The sequence below is a fragment of the Candidatus Abyssobacteria bacterium SURF_5 genome (assembly GCA_003598085.1).
Lineage (GTDB): Bacteria > Abyssobacteria > SURF-5 > SURF-5 > SURF-5 > SURF-5.
The window spans coordinates 15,697-36,393 of sequence record QZKU01000065.1 but is presented as its reverse complement, the minus strand read 5'-3'; the positions used below and the strand labels follow the sequence as shown (position 1 = coordinate 36,393).

Genomic DNA, 20,697 nt, shown 5'->3' with positions numbered 1-20,697 from the left:
AAGGATGGTCCTTTTTGCGACTGATCGACCGTTTGAAAGACGTGAAGAGTTTCCATATCTTCGCTCTTCTCATCATGGGATGGTTCGGTGCTGTGGCGGCACTGGTCCTGTTGTTCGGACTCGCGATCCGGCGGCCGAGTCTGCATCCGGAACAACCCATCGAGTTCCCGCATCACGTGCACGTGCAGCGCGTTGGAATGGAGTGCGGCGATTGTCATCGATATGCCGATAAATCGATTCACGCCGGTATTCCGAACACGGCATTGTGCATGGAATGCCACGAATCGGTCGCAACCGATCGGCCTGAGATCATCAAGCTCACCGCATTCCATCAGACAGGCGAACCAATTGATTGGGTGCGCATCTACGATTTTCAGGATTGGGTCTACTTCTCGCATAAGCGCCACGTACTTTCCGGAGTCAGGTGCCAGGAGTGTCACGGGGCGGTGGAACTGATGAGCACGGTACAGAAGGTTTCCGACATGGGGATGGGCTGGTGCGTGAATTGTCACCGGCGCAGAGGCGCGCCCATCGAATGCAACACCTGTCATCAATAGAAACAGGGTGACGAAACGATGAACCGAAGGGAATTTCTGAAAGCTACGGCCCTTGCCGGCGCGGCAACAGTCGTTCCGACCGGCCGGTCAGGAGCCGCGCTCCTGCTCAAGCATCTCATACCGGTGGAAGAACTGATTCCCGGGGTCTCGTACTGGCGCAGCTCAACCTGCAATGAATGTCCCGCGGGATGCGGAGTGCGGGTCCGACTCATAAATTCGAACGCCACGAAAATCGAAGGGAACGCGCAGCATCCCGTCAATCATGGAGGCCTGTGCGCACGCGGGCAGTCAGCGTTGCAAGGCTTATACAGCCCGCGAAGGGTGCAATCACCTCTGCGCAGGACCGAATCGGGCGAACTCGAGGCTCTCACCTGGCAGGCGGCACTGGAAGTTGCAGGGACTTCACCGAAAGAGGGCAAGATCGTCATCGTCGGCAGGCACGTGACGGGCGCGATGCAGACTCTGCTTCAAGACTTGACATCGGATGCGCCGGAACTCGAGCACTTGATATTTGAAGCGCTCGAATATCCTTTCGTTTCCGCCGCGAATAACCTTTCTTTCGGAATCAAAGGCATTCCGATTTATCAGTTTGAACACGCCCGTCTCATTCTCTCGTTTGGCGCCGATTTTCTGGAGACGTGGCTTTCGCCCGTCAGTTGTGCGCATGGATTCGCGGCAACTCGCAGCGTGACTGATCCTTCAAAGAGCAGATTCATCCAATTTGAATCGCACTGGTCATTGACCGGCGCTAACGCAGACGAACGTTTTTCCATTCCTCCGGGAACCGATTTGGCGCTTGTCGGCGCGATTGCGGCAGAAGTAATATCCGATGCCATTACCGAACGCCCGGAACTGCAGAAGTGGCGTGATGCTCTGGAGCCTTTCTCCGTGGAGAAAGCCTCCAAAGCGACCGGGCTCCCAGCGAAGACAATTCGAAACGTCGCTGTTCTATTACGTTCTCGAAAACCCAGCCTCGTGCTCGCCGGCGGCCCGACCTCGCGAACGACTCACGCAACTGCACTGCAGGTACTCGTGAATCTCATAAACTATGCCGCCGGAAATTATGGGAAAACCGTTTCCTTTAATCGATATGAACATTCTCCGGTCGGTTCATACCGGGACATGCTGAAAACGGTTGAGGAAATGGAGAAGGGCGAAGTTGGCGCCCTTATCGTCCATGATACGAGCCTGGAATTCGCGTTTGCCGACCCCGACCGATTGCGAACGGCTTTGGCCAATGTACCCCTCAAGATAAAGCTGGCGACGGTAATTGAAGAGTCCTCTTCCGACTACGACCTGATCCTTCCGATCCTTCACTGGATCGAGACCTGGGACCTCGTGGAGCCGAGAACGGGAATAAATTGTGTGCGCCAACCAATCATCCAACCGTTTACGGATTCCCTGCATGCGGGTCAGGTGTTGGCAGATCTCGTACAAACTTTGAGCGGTAAGGGCAAGCCCTCTTTCAATTACGTGGACTTCGTTCAGACTCGATGGCAGGAGGTTCGGAAAAAAACGGCGCCCGATCAGAGTTTCGATGCGTTTTGGAAAACCGCGCTCGAGCAGGGCGGCATCTGGTTGCCCGCCGATGAGCGCGCGGTGACGCTGTTGGAAGACGCGGCCGCCACCCTCAACGGCATTACTCCCGATGTGACATCGGAAGGAAGCATCCTTATCCCGATAGCCACCGTTCGCTACGGCGATGGGCGGCATACGGATAAGCCGTGGTTGAATGAACTTCCCGATCCGATTACCACGATCGCATGGGATAATCCGCTTCTCATTTCGCCGGCAATGGCGGAACGCTGGAACTGCAAACCTTGCGATATTGTGCGTGTGAGCGTTGGCGGCAAAACGCTCGAGGCGCCGGTTGCCCTGCAGGAGGGTACTCATGATGGCGTCATCGCTTTCCCTATTGGAGCCGCGGGCGAGTACATGCCGTTTCATGCATACCCCAAAGGGAATCCGTTCCATGCCTTGGGCGGAGAGATCGATCCATATGCCGGCTCGCTAGCATGGACGGCGGCGCCGGTTGAATTCGCCGGAGTGATCGAGCGAGTGCCGCTCGCACGGATACAGGGTTCTTTCGAGCAGGGGGAACGGGAGATCGCGCAGGCGGTCGTCCTCACTCAACCGGGAGAGCTTCAAGAGAATCATAAGGAGGAGGCGCCGCACGCAGCCGGCGAGCTCTACCCGGAATATGCGTATCCGATCCACAAGTGGGCGATGGTGATCGACCTGAACCTGTGCATCGGGTGTGGAGCGTGCGCGGTTGCGTGCCAGGCGGAAAACAATGTCTTTGTCGTTGGCAAGGAGCAGTGTCTCAGAGGACGGAAGCTTTCCTGGCTGCGCATCCAGCGGCTCGCGGACAAAGGGCTGACCATCTTCCAGCCGATGCTGTGCCAGCATTGCGGGCATGCGCCCTGCGAAACGGTCTGCCCGGTCTACGCATCTGTTCATAACAGCGAGGGACTCAATGTACAAATATATAACCGCTGTGTGGGGACGCGTTACTGCGCGAACAACTGTCCGTACAAGGTGCGCCGGTTCAACTGGTTCACCTATAAATATCCTCCACCTCTTCAGAGGCAATTCAATCCATTTGTTTCGGTCAGGACGCGGGGGACAATGGAAAAATGCACGTTCTGCATTCAGCGGATTCGCGAGCTTAAGGAGATCGCAAAGGACGAAAACCGCCCGTTGCGCGACGGCGAAATTGTTCCCGCCTGCGCCCAGAGCTGTCCCACGCACGCTATCCGTTTCGGCGATCTTCGTGATCCTGATAGTTGGATTGCCAAGCACGTCGCCGATCGGCGAGGATACGTTGTCTTGGAGCACTTGAACACACAGCCGTCCATAACCTATTTGAAAAAGATCGTTAGCCAGGGTACTCTTTCCGCTGATACGGAGGGAAGCGGCCGATGACAAGCGAACGGATCGTGCAACCGACAAAACAGCCGCCGTCGGTCGCCGGCACCTTTCTTGGAATCGAGGAGGCCGTCCTGCGCGGAATGCTGCGTCCGAGCAAGCTGTTTTTTCTTTTCGCGGCGCTGATGTCCCTATTCCTGGCTCTCGGATTTCTCGCATATCTGCGCCAGATATTGGCTTCTATCGGGGTGGCGGGCATCAACAACCCCGTCAACTGGGGCGTCTACATAACAAATTTTGTTTTCTGGGTCGGTCTCGCCCATTCCGGCACGCTCATTTCAGCCATCCTTTTCCTGTTCCTGGCGAAATGGAGGACGAGCATAAACCGGATTGCTGAAGGGATGACCGTTATCGCGATCATGACGGCGGGACTTTACCCTCTCATTCACCTGGGGCGTGTATGGGTCGCGTATTATCTGTTGCCGTATCCGAATTACCGGCAGCTCTGGCCGAACTTCAAGAGCCCGCTCTTGTGGGACGTCGTCGCAATTACCACCTACATGCTGGTCAGCATGATGTTCTTCTATTTGGGGCTTCTTCCGGATGTCGCGACCGTTCGTGATCGGTCAACCGGTCTCAAGAAGACGATCTACGGAATCCTCTCCCTCGGGTGGCGGGGCGGATACCGGCAGTGGCACCACTACGAGATGGCTTACCTGCTATTGGCGGCGCTGGCAACTCCGCTCGTGATCTCCGTGCATAGCGTCGTGAGTTGGGATTTTGCCGTCTCGGTCGTCCCCGGCTGGCACAGCACAATTTTCGCGCCGTATTTTGTTGCGGGCGCGATCTTTTCGGGGGTGGCGATGATCATCATCGTGCTGCTGCCGATCAGGAAATTCTATGAGCTCGAGTCGCTGATCACGCATCGCCATTTCGACATGCTTTCAAAAATCCTCATTTTCATGAGCCTCATTGTGACGTACTCGTATTTCGTTGAATCCTTCATCGCATGGTACAGCGGCAACGTGTATGAGCAGCACGCCTACTTCAATCGCGCTTTCGGCGAATACAGTTACCTCTTCTGGACCATGGTATTCTTCAATTGCCTTTTGCCGCTGTCCCTGTTCAGCCATCGCCTGCGCATGAACCTGAGATATGTCTACATCGTTTCGATCGGCGTGGTCATCGGGATGTGGGTCGAGCGCTTCGTTATCATCGTCACCAGCCTTTCCGAGGACTACAATCCGTATGCCTGGGGATTGTATTTCCCGACGTTGATCGAGTGGGGCATCATGTTGGGTACCTGGGGGCTGTTCTTCCTCTTGTTTATCTCATTGATGAAGGTGTTCCCTGCTGTCGCCATCAGCGAGCTGAAGAGCCAACTGCATAGAGAGGGCGGAGAAACACATGAGTGAGCGTTGTGAAAGCATCGCAATCTATTCAACGGCAGAAGCACTCGCACGCGCCGTGCAAGCGGCCCAGTCATTGAACATGGAAATAATCGACATCTGCAGCCCTATTCCACTGCCCGAGATGGAGGAACTCGTGCCGCGCCGGCCGAGCCAGGTGCGCTGGTTTGCGCTCATCGGCTGCCTCACGGGCGCCGCATTCGGCCTGTGGCTTCAGATTTACACCGTGCTGTCGTGGCCGATTCCGGTTGGCGGAAAGCCGATAGTCAGCCTGTCGGCCTTCGTAGTCATTGCATTCGAGCTGACAATCCTTTTCGGGGCCACGGCCACTTTTGCAGGATTTCTGTTCACCTCGCGACTGCCGCGCATCGGCGGCATCTATCATCCAGGATGCTCGCAGAATGAATTTGCGCTTGTGGTCCGGCACGAGTCGCCACAATGCGAGAAAGTCCACTCCGCACTGAAAAACGAGGGGACACTTGACGTAAGACTGCTTGAAGGAGAAGGAAGAGGTTAGGGCAATGGGCGACTATGTGAACCTGTTCTGGCAGGCTTTTCTTGTTAACTTTCTCTTTTGGGCGAGCCTTGCGCAGGGCAGCGTCATTTTTGCAGCCTCTTTGAATCTCACCAATGCGAGGTGGGGCCGTCCGTATGTCGGCATCGCGCGCTCGTTTGCTGCATTTTTGCCGGTGGTAGTCATCCTATTTGCAGTCCTTCTGCTGGGGCGCGTCTCCATTTTTCCCTGGGTTGCTGACCCGGTACCCCAAAAGGCGGCCTATCTGAATATCCCGTTTCTGGCGATTCGCGGATTATTGGGATTGAGTCTCCTGGCTCTCTTCAGTTGGATATTCCTCTACAAGACCGGAAAACAAAGTGAGGCTTCCGACCCGATTCAAGCCTCTCCGTGGGCGGTCGCACTTGTAATACTCTTTATGGTTGTTTACACCTATCTCGCATTTGATCTGGTCATGTCTCTGCAGCCCAACTGGTACAGTACGCTGCTGGGCGCCTATTTCGCGGTGAGCGCGTTTTTTCTCGGACTCGCGGGATTGTGCGTGGCGGGCTATTTCGCGGCCATACCGGATGGGGACAGGCGAAGGATTTCAAAGCTGCTGTTTGCCTTTTCTCTGTTCTGGATGTCCCTTTTGTGGAGCCAATACATCGTGATCTGGTACGGAGACATTCCGGAAGAGACGCAATTCGTCTATCTCATTTTCTTTCGCAGCCCATGGCGAGCGGTGACGCTAACCATGCTGGCGCTGGCGTTTGTCATTCCGTTCACCATTCTCATGCCACGCCGCGCCAAAGCGACCGGATTTATTCCGCTCATTTCATCAAGTTTTGTTCTTGCCGGCCTCTTGCTTGAGAAATATGTTCTGGTGATTCCTTCTTTTCATCCCGATGTCATCGCGATTAACTGGATTCATCTGCTCGTCACCATCGGTTTTGCAGCGCTCTTTTACCTTAGTCATGTAATTTTCGGACCGGTATTCAGGTTTAAGGAGTAAAGAGTCGACCGACTCTTTCATTTCATGATCGATTGCAGACCATGTCTCTCTAGTGGAGGAAGGAAGAATCATGCAAAAATACGTTTGTACCGTTTGCGGCTATATCTATGATCCCGCACTGGGCGACCCGGAAAACGGAGTTCAGCCGGGAACGGCCTTCGCCGATGTTCCGGAAGATTGGGTATGTCCTTTGTGTGGTGTCGCGAAGGACATGTTCGAAGAGGTTGTCGATTAATAGCGAAAGCATGCAGTCGTTGATAAGGTAGAATCGGGAATATGACATCAAACAACAAAATGCGCCGGGTAAAACAGGCCGCCGGCACAAGGACCGAAAGAGATTCGCTTGGCGAGAAGGCGGTTCCAGCCGATGCGTATTACGGCATCCAGACCGCGCGAGCGCTTGAAAATTTTCGCGCCAGCGGATTGAGGCACCCTCCTTCGCTGCTGCGAGCTTATGCCTCGATCAAGAAGGCAGCCGCCCGGGCGAATCTGGACTTGGGAGTAATCGACAGGCGCCGCGCGAACGCGATCGTATGGGCGTGCGACGCGATTTTGGGCGGAGCGCATGCCGACCAGTTCGGTCTGGATGTTTACCAGGCGGGCGCGGGCACATCGTTCAATATGAACGTCAACGAAGTCATTGCGAACCTCGCGCTCGAAAAGCTGGGAAGGCGGCGCGGCGATTACCGATATCTCAGTCCGAACGACCACGTCAATATGGCCCAATCGACAAATGATACGTTCCCGACCGCGATGAATATTGCGGCATTGCTCGAGGTCCATCTGTTGGATGCCGCGCTTCGAAAGCTGATATCGGCCTTTCGCGGCAAAGGCCGCAGGTTCAGGCGAGTCGCAAAGTCCGCCCGAACTCATCTTCAGGACGCCGTACCAATCACATTGGGGCAGGAATTCGAAGCATACGCCGATGCCATTGAGGCGGCAAGACAGGAAATTGTTCGGCGGTCCGATCTTCTCAAGGAGGTGGCGCTGGGAGGAACCGCGGTAGGGACCGGATTGAACGCGCACCCGAAATATCCGCAGGCGGCTGTTGGGTATCTTGCGAGAATCACCGGGGTGCGGTTGCGACCGGCTCGAAACCGCATATCTGCCATTCAGTCGAACCACCGGATAGCCGCGGTCTCGGGGTCTGTGCGGGACCTGGCGCTCGAGTTGACTCGCATCTCGAACGATTTGCGCCTGCTGAGTTCCGGACCAACGACAGGCATCTTCGAGATCAACCTGCCGGCGGTACAACCCGGTTCCTCGATAATGCCGGGGAAGGTGAATCCGGTGATGGCCGAATGTCTGAATATGATCTGCTTCCAGGTGATCGGTCACGACTTGACAGTTTCTTTGGCGGTGCAGGCCGGGCAATTCGATCTCAACGTCATGATGCCGCTGATGGCTTATAACCTCCTCCAGTCGATGCGACTCCTTTCCTCGTACCTGCCGGACTTCATCGAGAAGTGTATTACGGGGATTACCGCAAATGAAGAACGCTGCAGGAGGTATTTCGAGGGGTCGGTCGCCCTTGCTACGGCGCTGAACCCTCACATTGGATACCTGAATGCAGCCGAGATAGCGCACCAGTCGCTTCTCACGGGCGAATCAATTAAGAAGCTGGCCATTCAGCGCGGAATCATGACGGAGGAGCAATTCGAGGCGGTAACCGATCCCCTTCATACGAATGCGCCCAGGAGCAAGGGCAGAACCAAAGACAAAAAAAGGAGAAGGCGAAAATGGCTGAAGTCCCAAAAACAATTGAGGAAATCGTAAAATTTGCGCTGCAACTCGAGCATGACGGCCTGAAGATGTACCGCGAATTCGCGGAACGATCAAATGATGCCTTCGGAAAGAAGACGTTCGAGGGACTGGTCGAGGATGAGCGCCACCATATAGAACTACTCCAGAAACTCTACGGGAAATCCGGTATCAAGGAAATCGAGGAAATCGTGTCCAGAAGCAAACTAGAGCCGATACGACAGCGGTTCAAGACGATTTTCGAAGCGGCCGGAGAGGAGGCTCGCAACCGGACACAGGCCGACCCCAGCGATACGGAGGCTATGCGCATCGCCCTCGATTTCGAGAAAAAGGGGTATAATCTCTATAACGACGCTTACGAGAAGGCTCAAAGCGGAATCGAGAAGACGGCGTTCAAGCACCTGAGTCTGATGGAAAAGCACCATTACGAACTGTTGCAGGAGACGCTCGAATACCTCGACGACACCGGCAACTGGTTCATGAAGAACGAAGGCTGGATGTTCGAGGGGGGCTGAGACAACAACCGGCATCGCACGGGATCCGGCCGGGACAAAAAGGCTATTCCAAGAGATCGCTCATGTTCCCCAGTACTTCCGCAAGGTGTCGCGGAAAACATGGGGCTGAACTCCGAAGACGTCGGTCAGGGAATTCTCGGCGGTTGCGTTATCGAGCGAGAGCATTTTTAGCTGGTCCGTGGTGACAAACGGCTTTGGAAAAAGTTTTTCGACCACGCGCGCGACCAACATCATCACCGGCATGGGGATATGCAGTTTGAGGCGGTGCGCCTTTCCCATCACATCGGCCATCTGATCGAGCATCTCATCGAACGTGAACTGGTCGGGGCCCGCGATTTCCCAAATCCCGTTCAGCGGCTTTTCCTGCTCGACCGACGCCACTATGCACGATGCGATATCCTCGACATATATCGGCTGGAACCTCGTCTTGCCGCCGCCGGCAACGGGGACGATAGGCAAGTAAAGCATCGGCTTGAGCATGTTGAAAAACTTGTCCTCAGGCCCGAAAACCAGCGACGGCCTCAAAATGACATATGGGATTCCGCTGTTCTTGATAAGCTGCTCGGCCTGCCATTTTGTGCGGAAATATTCGCTGACGGGCCTGTCGCTGGTGCCCAGGGCACTGATGTGCACAAAGCGCTTTACGCCTGCTCTCTTTGCTTCCCACAGCAAGTTGTGAAGTCCGTGGACGTGAACGCGCTCAAACGTGGCTTCCCCGACCTCGACGATGATCCCGACGAAATTGACCGCAACGTCGACGCCGTCCATTTTCCCCTTCAGCGAATCCGGATCGAGGAGGTCTCCGCCGACAAATTCCGCGTGTTCCTGCGGAAGGCCTTGTGCATGCCCCGGCCCCTTCGGGCTCAGGAGCCGCACATGATGGCCGGCATCGATCAGTCGAGCCGCCGAATGACTGCCGATGAAGCCGGTCCCTCCGGAAATGAAGATATTCATATATTCTCCTTACGATCGGCAAGAGCTTTCTTGATCAGAAAAAGGGCTGCGCCTGCGCATTCAGTACCAGTCGTGCGGGGGGCGGATCATCTCCCCCTGAAAATCTTCATCTCGTCGATGAAGGATTTATCCACCAGCTTCAGCTTCCCGATAGCCTGCTCCAGAGGGATATTAATAATTGTCGTCCCTTGGAGAGCGGGCATCTGCCCGAATTTGCCTTCGAGCAACAGGTTCACCGCCTTCAGGCCAAGCCTGGCGCCCAGAACCCGATCAAAGGCCGATGGGGCGCCTCCACGCTGGACGTGGCCCAACTCTACCGAGCGCGTCTCCTGCCCTGTTTTCTTCTCGATGACCTTCGCAAGCCGTTTCGCGATCCCGCCAAGCTTCACATGGCCGAATTCGTCCACTTTGTCGTCCTGAGTGATGAACTCGCGAGCATCCGCAGGCACCGCTCCCTCCGAGACCGCTATAATGGTATAATTTCTGCCCGATTCGCGGCGCTTCTTGACGATATCCGCCACCTCATCGGGATCAAATTTCTCTTCGGGAAGAAGGATTATATGAGCACCGCCGGCCATGCCGGCATTCATAGCCAGCCAGCCCGCGTAGCGGCCCATGATCTCGACAATCAGCACTCTGTCGTGCGACTTTGCCGTTGTGTGAAGGCGGTCCATCGCCTCGGTCGCAATATTAATTGCCGTATCAAAACCGAAGGTGTAATCGGTGCCGCACAAATCGTTATCGATCGTTTTTGGAACCCCGACAACTTTTATGCCCTCCAAGTGCAGCTTGTTCGCCACTCCCAGAGTATCGTCTCCGCCGATCGCAATGAGCGCGTCGATGTGATATTTTTCGAGGTTCCTCCTGATCTGTTCCATCCCGTTCGGGTGTTTCACCGGGTTGGTTCTCGAGGTCCGCAAGACAGTCCCGCCGGTTCGATGGATATCGTCAACCTGATCGACCGTGAGCAGTTCCGCTTCTCCCCCATCGAGAAGTCCGGCCCACCCGCGTTTTATCCCTATCACTTCGATTCCGTGTTGGTCGGCCGCAATGACAATTGCTCGAATGACGGCGTTGAGTCCTGGGGCGTCGCCCCCACCGGTCAATACTCCGATACGTTCAATTTCCATCGTTGCTTCCCCCTGTTGAAAGGTTTGCCAACCTCCTCTATTGAGAGTACATTTGAATGCCCATTAAGCAAAGCACCTCTGTAATATTAACATAGCGATACTGCTTAATCAAGCGGCTTGAAGGCATCCTTTTTGACAAAATGTGGGGCTTTAACTTGCAAATTAAAAAAGAGCAGTGGTATCATGATTTATAGTCGGCCAGGGGGGGACCGTGTCGGACGATAAACACTCAGCACAATTTTCGCCTTTTTTTCTGCGCTTTGCGGAAAACCTCAGATCGATCTTCGATAGCCTGTACGACGGCATAATAACAGTCGATCCCGCCGGCAAGATTCAGCAATTCAATAAGGCCGCCGAAAAAATCACCGCTTTTTCCGCCGATGAGGCCCTTGATAAGCCGCTTCATGTGATTCTGCGCTCCCGTAAAGAGGCGCTTACCGAAATGGTTGTCCAGAGTATCTCCGCAAATCGCCGGATCGAGAATTATGGGCTCGAGATAACCACGAAGGACGGGCGGTTGAAAACGATCAACATCACGAGCACCGTCTTATCCGATATCTACGAAGACAAACCCGCCGGCGCCGTCATCAGCATAGCCGATGTAACCGAGATTTACAGCTTGAAAGAGGAACTACGGGGAAGATACAGGCTGGACCAGATTATCGGCAAGAACCATCTGATTCAGCAGGTGTATGATCGCATTTTGCAGACTGCCGAAAGCGATTCCACTGTCCTCATCCAGGGCGAAAGCGGCACTGGAAAGGAACTTGTGGCCCATGCGATCCATTATCACAGCCACCGGGCTCACGCCCCTTTTATCAAGGTTAACTGCTCCGCCCTGGCCGAGACGCTGCTCGAAAGCGAGCTGTTCGGGCACGTAAAAGGGGCCTTTACGGGGGCGCTGTATGATAAGGTGGGAAGATTCGAGGCCGCCAATGGGGGCACGATATTTCTCGACGAGGTCGGCGACTTCAGCCCGTTCATTCAGTTGAAACTGCTGCGGGTCCTCCAGGAGAGAGAATTCGAACGCGTCGGCGAAACGGCCTCACGCAAAAGCGATGTTCGCATTATCGCGGCCACCAGTCGCAACTTGAAGGACCTCGTCCAGAAGGCAGAATTCCGGCCCGACCTTTACTACCGCCTTCGCGTTATCCCGATCTTTCTGCCGCCGTTGAGGGAGAGAAGAGACGACCTGCCGCTCCTGATCAACCATTTTATCAATCGCTTCAATAAGATAATGGCCAAGAGAATCCGCGGGGTGAGCGAGGAGAGCATGGTTTTTCTCTGGAACTACGACTGGCCCGGCAATATCCGGGAACTCGAGCACGCGCTCGAACACGCAATCGTGCTTTCCCGAAGCACGTTGATTGAGCCCCACGACCTCCCGCTCGAGATACGAAAAATGGAAGATTTCGAGCCGACGCAGGAAAGAAAGATACGATTGCTCAAGCATTCCCGCCTTGAAACCAAGGCCGAGCATTCAATTATCACGCAGGCTCTTCGAGAAGCAGCAGGAAATCGAACGCAGGCTGCAAATATCCTCGGCATCAGCCGGACTACGCTCTGGCGGAAAATGAGGACTCACCACATCGAGTAAATGGCCGCTTTTGCTGCCGCGTTTCCTTTTACGCGCACGCCTCGATTTCAACGTTTCGCAGGATCTGGGCGCAGCGTTCGGGCGCCATCACATTTATGTTGATCCCCGATCCCATCTCGAACCCGGCCCGCGTCGTCAGCCGCGGCACAATGGAAAGATACCAGTGATAATATTTGACGTCGTCATCGCCCACCGGGGCCGATTGGATAATATAGTTGTAGTCCGGGTCATCCAGCCCTTTATGAATTTTGCACAGGATCGTCTTCAGGACTCGCGCCAGATCGTCCAACTCCTCATCGGCCACATTTCCAAAATAAGCGCGATGCTGTTTCGGAACTATCATCACTTCGAACGGCGACCGTGAGGCAAATGGCACAAACGCAACAAATTTCTCGCTATCGATGAGCAGTCGGCTTCCCTGTTGCGTTTCTTCTGCAACCATCTGGCAGTAGACACACGTCCCGTACGAGTCATAACTCATCATCGACTGGTTAATCTGGTCGCGCACGTTCGGCGGAATGATTGGGGTCGCAATGAGCTGCGAATGCGGGTGCTCAAGCGAAGTCCCCGCCCGCTCTCCGTGATTTCGGAACAGCGTGACGAAATTGATATTATGCCTCTTCGCAACTTCCATTTTCCTCTGCCGATACGCCCCCAGCACGAGCCTTACATGCGTTTCGGACATTGTCGCGATGCTTAAATCATGTCGTGGCGTCTCAATGATAACCTCTGCAATCCCATATCCCCCAGCCTTCAGGAACAGCCCGATCTTTTCGCGTTCATTACTGTCGTCCGGTCGAAGCGCGGCGTATTTATTGGGAACCACCCGAACATCCCAGTTGTCGCCGCGACCGACAAGCAATGTGGGCGCGGGCGTCAGATGTTCGTTGCCGGGACAAAAGGGGCAGCTTTGGGAAAATTCCGGCAGGGCCTTCCTTCTTTCCCGTCGGCGCACAAATTGATCCGGCCGCTCCGCCCGCTCGGCGGCTATTATTACCCATTCCCTGGTGGCTATGTTTTGTCTGAATTCGGGCATGATCCCCTCCTCATTCGGAAAAGGATATCCTTAGAAAATGCGGCGCCGCTCTCGCTTCCACAATGCCTGAAGAGAATGCGTGCGTACGTCAATAATGGCACCGTTCATTGGCTAAAGAAACAGGCGAGGCAGGGCGCCCGGCACCGCATGTCCGGCAATCATGTTTTGGCGGGAGCTCAGAAAGCTTCGTCAGGAAAACATCGCGATGAAGAGACCGGCAGCGGCCGCAGTTCCGATAACGCCGGCAAGATTAGGGCCGAGCGCATGGAGCAGAAGATAATTCTCCTGGTTCTCCTGCAATCCGACCATTTGCGAAACGCGCGCGGCCATTGGTACGGCGGACACACCGGCTGAACCGATGAGCGGGTTCAATTTTTCCTTTATGAACAGGTTCATGATTTTTATGGTCAAGATTCCGCCCAGCGTGCAGACGGCGAAATCGAGAAGTCCAAACGTAAAGATCACCAGCGGTTTCGGCGTCAGGAATTTCTCGGCGCTCATCGTGGCGCCGACCGAAAGACCCAGAAAAATCGTGACAATATTCATTAGCGACCCTTGTGCAGTATCGCTGAGACGTCTGACTACGCCGCTCTCGCGCATCAGATTACCGAACATCAGCATGCCTAACAGCGGCATGATCGCCGGAATCAATAATGCGATCAAACCCGCGCCTAGTAATGGAAAAAGCAGTTTTTCCTTCTGGGATACCGGCCGCAGTTGCCGCATGACGATCTTGCGCTCCTTTTTCGTTGTCAGAAGGCGCATGAGCGGGGGCTGGATAATCGGCACCATTGCCATGTAGGAATACGCAGCAAGCGCGTTCGGACCCAGCAAATGGGGCGCAAGCGCGTTCGTAAGGTAGATCGTGGTGGGGCCGTCTGCTCCACCGATAATGCCGACCGACGCCGCCTCTTTCATCGTGAACCCGAAAATCAACGTCGCAGTAAAGGTAACGAATACTCCAAGTTGAGCGCCGGCGCCCACCAGCAACGTTTTCGGGTTTGCGATGAGCGGGCCGAAATCGGTCAGCGCGCCCAATCCCAAAAAGATGACGCAGGGAATCACCTCCCACGCGACGCCGTAATGGTAGAAGATTTGCAGCAGATGCTCCTGCCCTGTTTCGGGATTGACCCCCATCATGGGCGTGAGTGGAAAATTCACAATAAAAATCCCAAACCCGATAGGGAGCAGCAACAGCGGCTCGTACTTCTTGCCGATGGCGAGGTATATGAAGATGAGGCCAATGGCCCACATGAGAAAATGGCCCCACTTGAGGCTGAAAACACCGGTTTGCAGGGCGATGCTGTTCAGCACGCTGAAGAATTCTTGTACAGACATATTTCGTTCCCTTTTTCAGGAATTCCGGATACTTTACCGCGATGGCGCAGAGGTGAGAACACCGTCCATTTTAAAAAGATCAGCGGGAAATGTCAAGCTCAGCCGCAAGCATCGTCGCGTTTTTTGCGTTCTGGGGGAAATCGGCGATAGCTTTTTCCTTCGCCGCATCTATATAGGCGACATCGGCATCCGCCAGCTTGCCTGAACGAACGCAGTCATCAACCTCATCCTGATCCAAAATCAGGTAATCGCCGTCCCGAGAAAACCAGATATCAAGCAGCAAGTCCACGTAGGTCAGAGAATCCGAAAAAATCTCCATCTCGCGGCAGATATGAACCAGATACCCGAGCGGCTCCCCCTCCGGTGAATAGATCGCCCAGAAGACATAAGGCCTATCGAGCCAGTAAAAGGCAAGCGTCACGCAGCCGGGCGGGAACGTGACGCCCAATTTGGAGCTTTGAAACGAACGATCACTCCTGTATTTCAGCACTATCTTGGCCGGCTCGCGCCGGACGAGCTCGCATCTGTAGCGCTCATCCGGTTTATTCAGATGTCGCTTGATTTCAAGAAAGCCGCTCATGCTTACCCTCAAGGAACCGTATAGACGCCCGAAAGATAAAAGTCTTTGAGAACCCACTCGCCAGGAATGCCTTCAGGATAATGACCCACAAACCGCGGCACCCACGGCTTTGCCGAATCGAACTGCGCATAATACCCGTTTATTACAACGTAGCAATTCTTCAAGTCGTATGCAGATTTCACTTCGTACAGATTCCGAAATCTCTCCGGCGTGAAGGAGAATTCAGAAAAGATCGTCAGCATCGCTTGCGTTCGAGGATCGGCGTAAATGGGCTTTGGGGGCGCCTCCGCGAGGTATCTCGCCACCTGCCGTATATTCGAGCCGCTCGTTTCGGGTGTTGAATTCATGCTGTACCTGTATGGTCTCAGGAAATATAAAGAAAGCCCCGCCACCAGAACTACGACCGCAATTCGCAGCCGCAGCCGGAGCTGCAGCAGCGCCCACGCTGAAAGCAGGATAAGCGGGACGGTGGCGTAGTTCAGAAATTTTCTCACCTTGACCACATGGATCAGAGGAGAAAGACTTACGATCCCGAACTGCAGAATCAGCAGAATGATGCCCGCCCAGAGCGCCAGAATCAGGGGACCCCTCTCCCTCTTCACTACAGGCAGCAGCAGAGCCGGCACGAACAGATAGAAATAGGGGCCGAAAACGGAAAGATTTCTCGTTACCACCTGAGGATAGTAGAGCTGACTGGTCGAGCATTCACCGGATGCGTTTACCTCAAGAGCGGCCTGTTTGTTAAGCCAGAGATTGTAGAACGGGCTTAAATCATGCAGATGATAATAGAGCCCCTCGAGAGCGAGAACGGCGAAACCTCCTAGCGCAAACAAGGCGTATCCCCATTTGATCTTTCGCACAAAGAAAGCCGCATAAACCAGGAAAAAAGGAAGCAGGATGATCGACATGGAGCGAGCGGAATAGGAGACGCCCATGAGCAGGCCAGAAGTGAAAAACAGAGGTAACGAAAACCTGCCGCCTTCGGTCGCACGCAGAAAAGCCAATACCGATGCCGCCATCAGGAAAGACAGCGGGATATCAGGAAGGATCAGGCCTGAATAATGGATGTCCAGAGGGTAAAAAGCCAGCAGCAATCCGCCAAGCAGACCGGCCCGGGCATCTACGAGGGACTTCCCGAGGAAAAAGCAGACTGCGATTGCACCCAGCGCCGAAAGCATCGGCCACGCAGCCGCGGCATACTCGTTTGTTCCCAGAACGGCATACGATGCCGTGATCGGAAGGATCATCGCGAAGCGGTTCTTCCAGTAGTTCTCGGTAGGCTGATACGCGCCCTGATAGATGTCATAGGCGGCAAGATAATAGTCGTGGTCGTCACTGCCGATTGGACCGGTATAGTGCCAGATTCGCAACAGAAGCGCCAAGAGCAGGATGAGCGAAAGCAGCACAATCTGGACGGAACGTTTCAACAGGTGCTCCTCACAGGGCGGATGCCTTGCGCGTCACTTTGATCGCACAAAACTCTCCGCACATCGTGCATACCTCGCTGTCGGTCGGCCGGCTGCTCTCCCGCAACTCTCGCGCCCTCTGCGGATCAATCGCAAGAGCTATCTGGCCCTCCCAATCGAGATTCTTGCGGCACCGGGCCATGGCATTGTCGCGTTCCACCGCGCCCGGGATTCCTCGCGCCACGTCGGCGGCATGCGCCGCAATTCGCGAAGCAATCACTCCCTCCTTCACGTCTTCAACAGAGGGAAGACGCAGGTGCTCCGACGGCGTCACATAACAGAGGAAATCCGCTCCGGCAAGAGCCGCGACCGCGCCGCCAATCGCAGCCGTTATATGATCGTAGCCGGGAGCTATGTCGGTAACGAGTGGCCCGAGCACGTAAAAAGGCGCGCCATGGCACAGACGCTTCTGCACAATCATGTTCGCCGCTATCTGGTCGAGGGGCACATGCCCGGGGCCTTCGCACATAACCTGAACCCCCGCCTGCCGGCACTGTTCCACCAACTCGCCCTGCAATACGAGTTCTTGAATCTGGCCGCGGTCGGTGGCGTCGGCAAGACAGCCGGGCCGCATCCCATCACCGAGGCTGAGCGACATGTCGTAGTTCTTTGCGATCGCGAGCAGGCGGACAAAATGCTCGAACAGCGGATTTTCCTTCTTGTTGTGAGCCATCCATTCCAGCATCAGCGCGCCTCCACGGCTGACGATATCCAGAATACGCCGGTGTTTTCGCAAGCGGGCCACCGATTCCTGCGTCACGGTGCAATGAACGGTCACGAAATCCACCCCGAGCCGTGCGTGCTCTTCGATTGTCTCGAATATTTCATCGGGTTCGAGTTCGACAAAGGATTTCTTTCGGAGGGGCGCCTGCAGGGCGGCCTGATAGATTGGGACCGTTCCGACAGGTATTGATGAACGCGCCAGCACTTCCTTGAGGACTTCGTTCACCATTCCGCCAACGCTGAGATCCATTACGGTATCCGCGCCCGCCTCGATCGCCACCTCCAATTTGCGCAAGTCTTCTTCGACGTCAGCCTTATCGCCGGAAGTGCCGATATTGGCGTTCACCTTCGTTCTGAGGTTCTTGCCGATGGCCAGAACGTTCGCATTCGTATGCTTCCGGTTTCTGGTGATGATGATGCTGCCGTCGGCAATCCCATCGCGGATATACTCTCGCGACTGCCGTTCGTCGGTTGCCGCCTTTTCCATCTCGGGCGTCACGATGCCCTGTCTTGCCTGCAGAACCTGGTTCATGTGAATCAACCTTTCGTCATGGTTTCGTCCGACCGTGCCAGCGCCTTTCTCCAGGCGCGCGCTATTTCCCTCGCGGCGCCCTCTCTATCAGGAGCCGCGAGAATCGCAGAGATGACGCCGATGCCCGCCGCTCCCGCCGTAGCAACTGTCTCCGCTCGCGCAGCGGAAATCCCTCCGAGACCAAAAACCGGCACAGTCACTGTCCGACAAGCCGTCTGAAGCGCCTCAAGACCAACGGGAGAGCCATACTGCGCCTTCGATGGCGTCTGAAAAACGGGACCGAACGTTATGAAATCGGCGCCCCTTGCTTCAGCATCCTTCGCCTCATTCAGCGTGTGAGTCGAGACGCCGATCAGCATATGCGGGTCGACGATCCGCCGGCATACGTTCGCCGGCAGCCCGTCTTGCGGGAGATGTAGTCCGTCGGCGCCGACCGCACGTGCGAGTGCTGCGTCGCCATTTATTAACAGCAAGGCCCCGCTCGCGCGGGTAACGGAACGCAACTTCAGAGCGAGCTCATATCGGTCGCGTGTGGGAAGGTCCTTTTCCCGCAACTGGACCGCGCCAACGCCTCCGCGCAGGGCCTGCTCAATACAGGCCGCAAGGTCGTCGCCCGCGCACTGGCGGCGATCGGTTATAAGATAGAGATTGAAGTTAACCGGCAATGACGCCCTCCAACGGACTGCTGGCGGTAGCATACAGCTTGCGGGGAATTCGACCGGCAAGGAAGGCCTTTCGGCCCGCCTCAACCGCCAGCTGCATCGCCTCTGCCATCAGCACCGGGTTTTTCGCTCCCGCGACTCCGGTATTCATCAGCACGCCGTCGACTCCCAGTTCCATCGCTATAGCCGCATCCGAGGCGGTTCCCACGCCGGCATCAACAATGACCGGCACCTTGGCATTTTCCCGAATTATCCGGATATTATATGGATTTCTGATGCCCAAGCCGGATCCGATCGGAGCGGCAAGTGGCATGACGGCTGCGCATCCAATCTCCTCGAGCCTCTTGCACACGATCGGGTCGTCATTGGTATACGGAAGGACGACAAATCCCTCCTTAATGAGTATCCTGGCGGCCTCGATCAGACCGGCGTTATCCGGGAACAGCGTCTTCTCGTCGCCGATCACTTCGAGTTTGACCAGATCGGACAGGCCGGCCTCCCTCCCCAATCGCGCCGTTCGCACCGCGTCCTCAACCGAATAGCAGCCGGCGGTATTCGGCAGCAGCGTGTACTTGCGCGTATCGATATAATCGAGCAGCGACTCCTTGCTCCTGTCGGAAATATTGATCCGGCGAACGGCAACGGTCACGATCTCCGCACCCGATTTGTCAAGCGCTTCGCGCATCTGCTCAAAGGTCGCATATTTCCCGGTTCCGATCAACAAACGCGATCGAAACTTTCGACCTGCAATAATAAGATCGTCATTCATAATCTCCCCCGATCATTATTGAGAGCCTCCTCCGACAAAATGTACAACCTCAATGCGGTCGCCCTCTTTCAGCCTTGTTGCGCCGTATTCGCCCTTTGGCAAAATATCGAGGTTCAATTCAACCGCCACCCGATTCCCCGTCACTCCCAATCGCCCGAGCAAATCGGCGACAGTGGCGGCGTCGGGACATTCATACGGCTCCCCGTTGAGCTGGATTCTCATCATGATGCCAAAAAAACAATTTGCCGCATCCCCCGTAGGAAATGCGGCAGCTTCTATTCTTTCGCCCGCAGTTGCCGTTGTTGCGCTTCCCTACGCTGGTATTAACCAGATCAGGTTCAAAGGGTTGCCTGAATGAGGACTCTCAGTGCTCAGCACACCCCTAGCTTGCGTACATTCTAACACGACCCGCAGGTACTGTCAATTATCTCAGGTCTTGATCCCATAACCGTTCAGGAATAGTGCTCAACCAGGTATTTGATGATATCCTCCGACTCGTACATCGCAACATTGCGATCGGTATCGATCAGAAAAGGCACCTGAACCATACCGCCCAGCTTCTCGAGGAGTTGGGCCTTCTTGCTGCCACCGTCACGAACGTTTCTGCAAATATAATCGAGATCAAGTTCGGTCATCTTCGCACGTACTTTCTGGCAATACGGGCATCCTTCCTTCTGGTAAAGTTCAAGCATTAATCATCCTCCTCTGCCCGGCTGGGCAAATCTATCCATTGTTCTTAGTCGTCCGGACGATATCCCTGCCTGTTTACGGGCCGGGCAATCTATCAGCTGGGGACTTGGCGACAGACTTTGAAGCTTGATGATCCGGGACTTTTAATTCTCCGGCCGATACATCTCGTCGTACATGCGTTCCAACTTGTCTTTGTGCTTCTTCTCTTCAGAGGCGATCCGGTTCAGGAGACCCCGAACCTCTTCATTGCCGGCGTACTCTGACAGGGAGGTGTAGAAACTCAAGGCTTCCATCTCCTCTCCAATTGCATACCGCAGAACCTCCTGCATGGTTGACTGTTTCGTGATCTGCGGTCTGTCCGCAAATTCAATAAATTCTCCGGTCGGGAGCGACTGGGACTTGAAGGCTCCCGGTTTCTCCGGATTGATCTTCTCCAGCGTGTGTTTGTGAGCAAGTTCTTCCCGCGCAAGTTCTTTCAACAAGCTCTTTCCTTGCTCATCCTCCACTTTTTCGGCATATATCTCGTACATCATGTTCGCTTCAACTTCTTTTCCTATTGCACGGTTGATCAACTGCCGCGGGGTGAAATCCTTGCCAGCCAT

General features: G+C 55.0%; 21 protein-coding genes and 1 riboswitch. Of the genes, 9 read left to right on the top strand and 12 right to left on the bottom strand.

What is annotated here, in order from left to right; genetic code table 11:
* Positions 1-14: 14 nt before the first annotated feature.
* The 8 genes from C4520_09400 (at position 15) to C4520_09365 (ending at position 8,618) form a co-directional block, all read left to right on the top strand.
* A complete protein-coding gene (locus tag C4520_09400) occupies positions 15-557 on the top strand; it encodes a cytochrome C (protein ID RJP21726.1) in 543 nt (180 codons plus the stop codon).
* An 18-nt stretch (positions 558-575) separates the two neighbouring features.
* Positions 576-3,482, top strand: a complete 2,907-nt coding sequence (locus tag C4520_09395) for a 4Fe-4S dicluster domain-containing protein (protein ID RJP21725.1) — start codon at positions 576-578, stop codon at positions 3,480-3,482.
* A gap of 86 nt (positions 3,483-3,568) precedes the next feature.
* Positions 3,569-4,840, top strand: coding sequence for a hydrogenase (locus C4520_09390; protein RJP21736.1), 1,272 nt, complete (start codon positions 3,569-3,571; stop codon positions 4,838-4,840).
* Positions 4,833-5,351 carry a DUF3341 domain-containing protein gene (locus tag C4520_09385; protein RJP21724.1) on the top strand — a complete coding sequence of 173 codons (519 nt, stop codon included), beginning with the start codon at positions 4,833-4,835 and terminating at the stop codon, positions 5,349-5,351. Before C4520_09390 ends, C4520_09385 begins: the two co-directional genes overlap by 8 nt.
* 4 nt (positions 5,352-5,355) lie before the next feature.
* Positions 5,356-6,342, top strand: a complete 987-nt coding sequence (locus C4520_09380) for a hypothetical protein (protein RJP21723.1) — start codon at positions 5,356-5,358, stop codon at positions 6,340-6,342.
* A gap of 70 nt (positions 6,343-6,412) precedes the next feature.
* Positions 6,413-6,577 (top strand): rubredoxin, encoded by a 165-nt coding sequence (locus C4520_09375; protein ID RJP21722.1) that lies wholly within the window; start codon positions 6,413-6,415, stop codon positions 6,575-6,577.
* Between the two features lie 59 nt (positions 6,578-6,636).
* Positions 6,637-8,118, top strand: coding sequence for an aspartate ammonia-lyase (locus C4520_09370; protein ID RJP21735.1), 1,482 nt, complete (start codon positions 6,637-6,639; stop codon positions 8,116-8,118).
* On the top strand, positions 8,082-8,618 hold the full coding sequence (locus tag C4520_09365) for a hypothetical protein (GenBank protein ID RJP21721.1): 537 nt from the start codon (positions 8,082-8,084) through the stop codon (positions 8,616-8,618). Before C4520_09370 ends, C4520_09365 begins: the two co-directional genes overlap by 37 nt.
* A gap of 60 nt (positions 8,619-8,678) precedes the next feature.
* Here the strand turns inward: C4520_09365 and C4520_09360 are convergent, their stop codons facing one another.
* Positions 8,679-9,572, bottom strand: coding sequence for a complex I NDUFA9 subunit family protein (locus C4520_09360; protein RJP21720.1), 894 nt, complete (start codon positions 9,570-9,572; stop codon positions 8,679-8,681).
* A gap of 86 nt (positions 9,573-9,658) precedes the next feature.
* Entirely contained in the window at positions 9,659-10,702 is a 1,044-nt protein-coding gene (locus C4520_09355; GenBank protein ID RJP21719.1) for a 6-phosphofructokinase, read from the bottom strand.
* A 211-nt stretch (positions 10,703-10,913) separates the two neighbouring features.
* Here C4520_09355 and C4520_09350 point away from each other — a divergent pair, with 211 nt between their 5' ends.
* Positions 10,914-12,299 carry a PAS domain S-box protein gene (locus C4520_09350; protein RJP21718.1) on the top strand — a complete coding sequence of 462 codons (1,386 nt, stop codon included), beginning with the start codon at positions 10,914-10,916 and terminating at the stop codon, positions 12,297-12,299.
* 28 nt (positions 12,300-12,327) lie between these two features.
* On the opposite strand, the gene galT is transcribed toward C4520_09350, so the two are convergent.
* From galT to C4520_09300, 10 genes are all read right to left on the bottom strand, one after another.
* Complete coding sequence (galT, locus tag C4520_09345) at positions 12,328-13,335, bottom strand: galactose-1-phosphate uridylyltransferase (protein ID RJP21717.1); 1,008 nt, start codon at positions 13,333-13,335, stop codon at positions 12,328-12,330.
* A 189-nt stretch (positions 13,336-13,524) separates the two neighbouring features.
* A complete protein-coding gene (locus C4520_09340; GenBank protein RJP21716.1) occupies positions 13,525-14,673 on the bottom strand; it encodes a sodium ion-translocating decarboxylase subunit beta in 1,149 nt (382 codons plus the stop codon).
* Between the two features lie 79 nt (positions 14,674-14,752).
* Positions 14,753-15,253, bottom strand: coding sequence for a DUF402 domain-containing protein (locus C4520_09335; GenBank protein RJP21715.1), 501 nt, complete (start codon positions 15,251-15,253; stop codon positions 14,753-14,755).
* An 8-nt stretch (positions 15,254-15,261) separates the two neighbouring features.
* Positions 15,262-16,680, bottom strand: coding sequence for a phospholipid carrier-dependent glycosyltransferase (locus tag C4520_09330; GenBank protein RJP21714.1), 1,419 nt, complete (start codon positions 16,678-16,680; stop codon positions 15,262-15,264).
* A 10-nt stretch (positions 16,681-16,690) separates the two neighbouring features.
* The gene (thiC, locus tag C4520_09325; GenBank protein ID RJP21734.1) at positions 16,691-17,974 is read right to left on the bottom strand and encodes a phosphomethylpyrimidine synthase ThiC; all 1,284 of its coding nucleotides are present in this window, start codon (positions 17,972-17,974) and stop codon (positions 16,691-16,693) included.
* A 5-nt stretch (positions 17,975-17,979) separates the two neighbouring features.
* On the bottom strand, positions 17,980-18,672 hold the full coding sequence (gene thiE, locus C4520_09320) for a thiamine phosphate synthase (protein RJP21713.1): 693 nt from the start codon (positions 18,670-18,672) through the stop codon (positions 17,980-17,982).
* Positions 18,629-19,405, bottom strand: a complete 777-nt coding sequence (locus tag C4520_09315) for a thiazole synthase (protein RJP21712.1) — start codon at positions 19,403-19,405, stop codon at positions 18,629-18,631. The genes thiE and C4520_09315 overlap by 44 nt, the downstream gene beginning before the upstream one ends.
* Positions 19,406-19,420: 15 nt before the next feature.
* Positions 19,421-19,627, bottom strand: coding sequence for a sulfur carrier protein ThiS (gene thiS / locus C4520_09310; GenBank protein ID RJP21733.1), 207 nt, complete (start codon positions 19,625-19,627; stop codon positions 19,421-19,423).
* A gap of 70 nt (positions 19,628-19,697) precedes the next feature.
* Positions 19,698-19,799: riboswitch (TPP riboswitch) on the bottom strand.
* A gap of 58 nt (positions 19,800-19,857) precedes the next feature.
* Complete coding sequence (locus C4520_09305) at positions 19,858-20,097, bottom strand: glutaredoxin (GenBank protein ID RJP21711.1); 240 nt, start codon at positions 20,095-20,097, stop codon at positions 19,858-19,860.
* 141 nt (positions 20,098-20,238) lie between these two features.
* Complete coding sequence (locus tag C4520_09300) at positions 20,239-20,697, bottom strand: hypothetical protein (protein RJP21710.1); 459 nt, start codon at positions 20,695-20,697, stop codon at positions 20,239-20,241.